This is a genomic window from Thermogemmatispora sp. (genome assembly GCF_019683755.1).
In the GTDB taxonomy this organism is placed as follows: domain Bacteria; phylum Chloroflexota; class Ktedonobacteria; order Ktedonobacterales; family Ktedonobacteraceae; genus Thermogemmatispora.
Map to the genome: position 1 here is coordinate 1 of NZ_JADGHT010000316.1, position 5514 is coordinate 5514.

A 5514-nucleotide genomic window follows, 5' to 3' on the forward strand; every position below is an offset into this window, starting at 1 on the left:
ACAAGGGCCATGCCTTTGGTGAGTGCCTCCGCTCCCTATGGTCCCCCGCCACCTCAGACCGCCTTGGAGCAATATCTCACCCAAAGGCTCTTTGAGCAAATCAATAGCGATCGTGCGGCTCAGGGCCTTTATCCGTATGTCTGGAACGCTACTCTGGCCACCGGCGCGCGTTTGCATAGCTGGAATATGTATCACTGCGGCTTTAGCCATACCTGCCCCGATGGTTTGCCTCAATGCACACGCATCGCTCATGAGGGCTTCACCTTCAGCGACTGCGGAGAGAATATCGGTCTGGCTGGCCCCTCAAACCCTGCGTGGACCAACGTCTACCAGGTTCAGGAGAGTATGGCAAATGAGCCGGCCACGGGCTGGCACCATATCCATCTGTTTAGTACGACGCTACACCACGTGGGCATTGGGGTCTACGTTGATCCCACCGGCTGGGTCTGGTTTACAGAAGACTTCATCAGCTAGAGTCTGTCCATCGCTATAGGTCACCGCTGTGCTAGCTGTGCTAACTGTCAGGAATTACGCCTCTTTCTCCCGCTGCCTTGCCTGATTCCGCTTAGAGGTAGGCAAGCGAGCAGAGGAGAGACAGACCTGGCTACTATGCCATAGTTGCCATCTTCGTTCTGCGCTTGCCTGCCTTGGGCTATCCTTGGGCGCTGCTGGCCTGCGCCTGGCTCGTCTGGCTGGCAGGGCTTTCCTCGATCAGTTGCGCTTCGATGTGGATGTCAACGCGATCGCTGACGAGCCAACCGCCGGCTTCCAGGGCAACGTTCCAGTTAAGTCCCCAATCCTTGCGGTTGAGCGAAGTGGTGGCGGTGAAACCCAGGCGCCTCTGACCCTGCCAGTCGCGCGAGCGGCCTTCCAGAGTGACATCGAGGACAACGGGCCTAGTGACACCGCGAATGGTGAGGTCCCCATACAGCTTGCCTGTGGTGTCGCTGAGTGGCTCGACACGCGTGCTGACAAAGGTGATGGTGGGGTAGTGCTCTACATCGAGGAAGTCGGCTGATTTGAGGTGGGCATCACGTTGGGGCTGGTTGCTGTCAAGACTGGTCGCATCGATTTCGACGATCACTCGCGTGGCTTCGGGATGCCCTTCATCGAGGTCGATCTTCCCTGTCCATTGCTTGAAGCGCCCCCGCACGGTGGTGATCATCATGTGCTTGGCGCTGAATTCGATGCTGGTGTGCGCAGGATCGAAGCGCCAGGGCATGGCCTCGCCTCCCTTCTTGACATCAGAACAGCTAATAACAGAGTAGTTACTAATATTAGTATAGTAACAATGGGAAGTATAGAACGGAGAGCGCCACCTGTCAAGGCCGGTGGTTGTGACAGGCAGGCAGGAGCAGTTCTCAGTGGGAGAAGGCCGCCGTTGGGGGCTTGTCGGCGAGTCAGCTACGATCTATCATTGGGGCGGATACAGTGAGCTGATGCGCTCAATCGGTGAGCTGATGCAGAAAAGGATAGGCCCCGATGGTTCCTCGTGATGATTTTACACCACATGGTTATCTAGACAACCCTTTCCATAGCTGGAAACTGAATCCCAGCGGTGTACTCCGCAGTCGTCCGCCCTTGGGCATGGGCTGGCATGTGCCTAATCTGGGCAGCTATGTGCGCAATCAGTTTCAATATAGCGCTCATTTGAATATTGGTTTAGGCATCGACGACGATCTCTTGCTGATTACAGCGGAGGATTTCCAGCGTCACGGCTGTGCCCTGAATAGTCCTCTTCATACAAAGAATCGCTTCGCCTATAATTGTACTGTTCCTTCACACGATCTACTGCTTCATGCCGTCTATTTCCTCATTGAGGAGAATGTGCTTGGCTGTCTGCTCTCGCTGATGACCACGCGCGAGTCGAAGCTGCACGTGACTTGCTATATCCAGCATGAGCACACTCACAATCCTTTCACAAGTCGCCTGTGGGAGCATGGTCTCTATGGGCGCGTTCTGCCCGGGGGCAATCTGGCCATGCTAGGCATCGCCAGCGAAGGGGACGTTTTTCTCCACGGTTGGCTAGCTCTCGATGAGGGGCCGGCGCCAGAGCCTGGGGAGGCGATCTATACGATCTCTCAGGCTGAGCTGGCCGCCAGCCTGCGCGGGGTCCCTCTGACCCCTCCAACGGTTACGCAAGCTGACCCCGAAACCGGTTGGCAGGTGCGCACGCTCACGCTGCCGTGTAGGCTGGAGCTGCCAGGCCACGGTGAGGAGCGCCGTTTATTACTCTTGCTGGCACGCGGCGTCTCGCTCGACGAGAGCTATCGTCGTTGGCGCCAGGCCCAGACAGATTTTCAGGTGGCCTTGAGGGAGCGCGAGCGCGAGGATGAAGCGTTTTGGGCGCGGGCGCCTCAGCTTTCGGGAGATTGGCCAGCATCCTGGCGCCGTGGCTTTGTCTACGACCAGGAGACGCTGCGCATGGTCATTCGCCCTCCATGCGGCTTACTCAAGGGGCCGTGGGATGGCATGCAGATCCAGGCCCCGCGCCTGGTGTTGGCGGAGGCGGCCCTGGATGCCCTGGCGCTGAGCTACGCCGCCCCCGAGCTGGCGGAGGAAGTGCTCCTGACCCACTTTACGGAGGCGCCTCACGCCAATCTACCCTGTATGCGTGAGGACGGCAGCTATAACATGGTAGCCGATGACGGGCAGATCTGCGGTACAGCCCCGGAGTGGGGCTATCCTCTCTATTGCTGCGATTTGCTCTTCCGACGCAGCGGTAACCGCGCCTGGCTCTGCCGTCTCTATCCCGCCGCTGCCGCTTACCTGCGCTGGTGGCTGGAGCATCGCCGTGATGCCGATGGCTGGCTGGTCTACGCCTGCTCGTGGGAGAGTGGTCAGGATGTCTCAAGCCGCTTCGGGCCCCAGCAAACAGGGGGCACGCTGATCCAGCATGTGCGCCCGGTAGATCTGCAGGCCAGCATGGCACAGGGCGCGGCAATTTTAGCGCGCTGGGCCATGATCTTGGCTCAGGAGGAGGCGCTGCAGGTTCCCTCTCATCTACCTTCCAGCCACCAGGAATGGCAGGCCGAGGCAGACTGGTGGCAGCGTATTGCAGACGAATTCACCGTCAAGACACGGCTCATGTGGCAATATGGCTGGTTTCGCGACTACGATGCCAGGCGTCAACGGTGGTCGAGTGAACGGGACGCTATGCACCTGGCGCCCGTCTTTTGCGGCGCGGCTGGCTGGGGCCAGGTCGAGCAGCTCCAGGAGGCGCTACGTCAACCGCCAAGCCACAGCGGAGGCTGGGCCCCCCTCTGCTGGCCCCCTGTGGCTCTGACAGTCATTGGTGCTGCCGACGCAGCCGGCTTACCAGAGGTCGCAGCCGAGCTAGCCAGCCAGTTCATCTCTGACGGCTACCGCTACCTTGATCAGCGCTCCGTCACCTCCGAAACAGGCTTGCCAGGCGTGACCCGCGAATATCGCCAGGCGCGCTGGAGCGGTGCCACGCTTGAGTATGTCCCCGCCGGTATCGAGGGCTACGGCTGGGGCGCGCTGGGCCTGCATTTCTTGCTGCGTTACCTGCTCGGCTTGCGGGAAGAGGAGGCGGGCCACCTCACTGTCCGGCCCATGCTGCCCCAGTCCTTGCGACGACCTGGCAGCCGCTACCATGCGGGACCAATCCAGTGGGGCAGTTTCGTCCTGCAGGCTACCTGCACTGTGCAGGACGCTGACCACTATCGCTTTCATTTGACTGCCAGTGAGCATGGCCAGTCGCCAGCCGACTGGGAATGGGCAGGTCAATGGGGAGAGGCTCGCCGCATTCAGCTTACTTCCTCCTGATGGCCGGCTGCTCTGCCGCGCCCAGACGCCCGCTCAGGAGGGAGTAAGAAGGCAACAACCAGGCGGCCAGCGAGCAAGGCCATAGCTAGCCTGGCGTCCTCACCAAGCGAGTAAGGCGCCCAAGGCGCCAAGCGGGCCGGGCGAGAGACGAGAGCTGGACCGCTCTAGCTCTCCGATGCCTGTAGCAGGGCTTCAAACTCAGCGCGATCCAAATGCTCCCGCTCCATTAAGGCAGCAGCCAGCCGATGCAGTTGATCACAATGCGTGCTCAAGATTGAGCGAGCCAGCGCCCGGCCCTCGCTGAGAATCCGCTGCACCTCAGCGTCGATGAGAGCCGCCAGCGAAGTACTAATCGTTCCAAAGCCGCGCCCCGCACCTGGCCGAGTTGCCCCGACCTGGGCCTGCAAGCGTGCCAGGATCGCTGTCGAGGTCTCAGCCGGCAGCACCTGAACACCTGCCGAGGTTGCGTTCAGGGGCAAGGCCAGCGTTGCCCCACTGGCGCGCACAGGCGCCGCTGAAAGAGCCGCGCTAAGCTCCTCGGCACTGTAATCGGCAAAGATCACCCCCACCTGCTCGCTCATCCCCCAGCGGGTCACCATGCGCCGCGCTAGATCGGTAACCACCTGCAGGTCGTTCTCCGCGCCCGTTGTCACGCGCTCAGGACCAAAGATCAGCTCCTCAGCGACACGACCGCCGAGGCCAACTGCGATGCGCGCCATCAAGTACTCGCGGCTATAGTTATAGCGGTCTTCCTCGGCGACAAACTGAGTCACGCCGAGACTCTGGCCACGCGGCAGGATGGTTATACAATTCACCCGGTCCGCCTCTGGCAGATGGTAGGCCACCAGGGCATGGCCTCCCTCATGATAAGCGATGACGCGCCGCTCCTGTTCGCTCATCACGAGAGGACGCAGAATCCCAAGCTGCACGCGTGCCAAGGCCTCCTCAAAGCAGGCCTGAGTCACCGTTTCCAGGTCGCGGCGGGCAGCGATCAGGGCCGCCTCATTCACTAGATTGGCCAGATCAGCCCCGCTCATGCCCGTAGTGAGGCGCGCCAGGCGCTCAAGATCGACATCCTCATGCAGCGGCGTCCGGCGAGTATGCACCGCCAGGATGGCCTGTCGGCCTGCGCGATCCGGCAAGGAGACCGTTATTGTGCGGTCGAAGCGTCCTGGACGCAGCAAAGCCCGATCCAGAATATCGACGCGGTTGGTCGCCGCTAGCACAATCACCGCCTCGCGCTCGCTGAAGCCATCTAGCTCGACTAGGAGCTGATTGAGGGTCTGATCGCGCTCCTCGTTGCTGAAGACACGAACCCCGCGCTTGCGCCCTACGGCATCGATCTCGTCGATAAAGATGACACAAGGGGCAGACTTGCGCGCCTCAGCAAAGAGATCACGCACCCGACTGGCACCGACCCCCACAAACATTTCAACGAATTCGGAGGCACTGATACTGAAGAAAGGGACTCCAGCCTCACCAGCGACAGCTTTGGCCAAGAGTGTCTTACCGGTGCCCGGTGGCCCCACTAATAAGGCACCACGCGGGATGCGGGCCCCTAGGCGCTTGAAACGTTCCGGCGCGCGCAGGAATTCGACGATCTCCTCTAGCTCAGAGCGCACCTCATCGATGCCAGCCACATCGGCAAAGGTCACAGGCGGGGCCGTCCTGACTCGCGCCTGCCCCATCCGCCCCCCGAGGGCGTTGCTCCCTCCCCCACTACTC

At 61.0% G+C, this 5514-nt stretch carries 4 protein-coding genes; 2 read left to right on the forward strand and 2 right to left on the reverse strand.

Annotated elements, in window-relative coordinates; translation table 11 throughout:
- Window positions 1–474 (forward strand): CAP domain-containing protein (locus tag IRZ24_RS16205; RefSeq protein ID WP_297166331.1); only part of this gene is annotated, 474 nt, incomplete at its 5' end.
- Between the two features lie 178 nt (window positions 475–652).
- Here the strand turns inward: IRZ24_RS16205 and IRZ24_RS16210 are convergent.
- The gene (locus IRZ24_RS16210) at window positions 653–1222 is read right to left on the reverse strand and encodes a YceI family protein (RefSeq protein ID WP_297166334.1); all 570 of its coding nucleotides are present in this window, start codon (window positions 1220–1222) and stop codon (window positions 653–655) included.
- Window positions 1223–1482: 260 nt separating this feature from the next.
- Between IRZ24_RS16210 and IRZ24_RS16215 the strand changes: the two genes are divergently transcribed.
- Complete coding sequence (locus IRZ24_RS16215; RefSeq protein ID WP_297166337.1) at window positions 1483–3789, forward strand: trehalase family glycosidase; 2307 nt, start codon at window positions 1483–1485, stop codon at window positions 3787–3789.
- A gap of 164 nt (window positions 3790–3953) precedes the next feature.
- Here IRZ24_RS16215 and ftsH read toward each other — a convergent pair.
- On the reverse strand, window positions 3954–5514 hold a 1561-nt coding region (gene ftsH, locus IRZ24_RS16220; RefSeq protein WP_297166340.1), incomplete at its 5' end, for an ATP-dependent zinc metalloprotease FtsH.

Coding starts and splice junctions, on each gene's coding strand:
- IRZ24_RS16215 (WP_297166337.1), top strand. CDS start 1,483: ATGGTTCCTCGTGATGATTTTACACCACATGGTTATCTAGACAACCCT.
- IRZ24_RS16210 (WP_297166334.1), bottom strand. CDS start 1,222: ATGCCCTGGCGCTTCGATCCTGCGCACACCAGCATCGAATTCAGCGCC.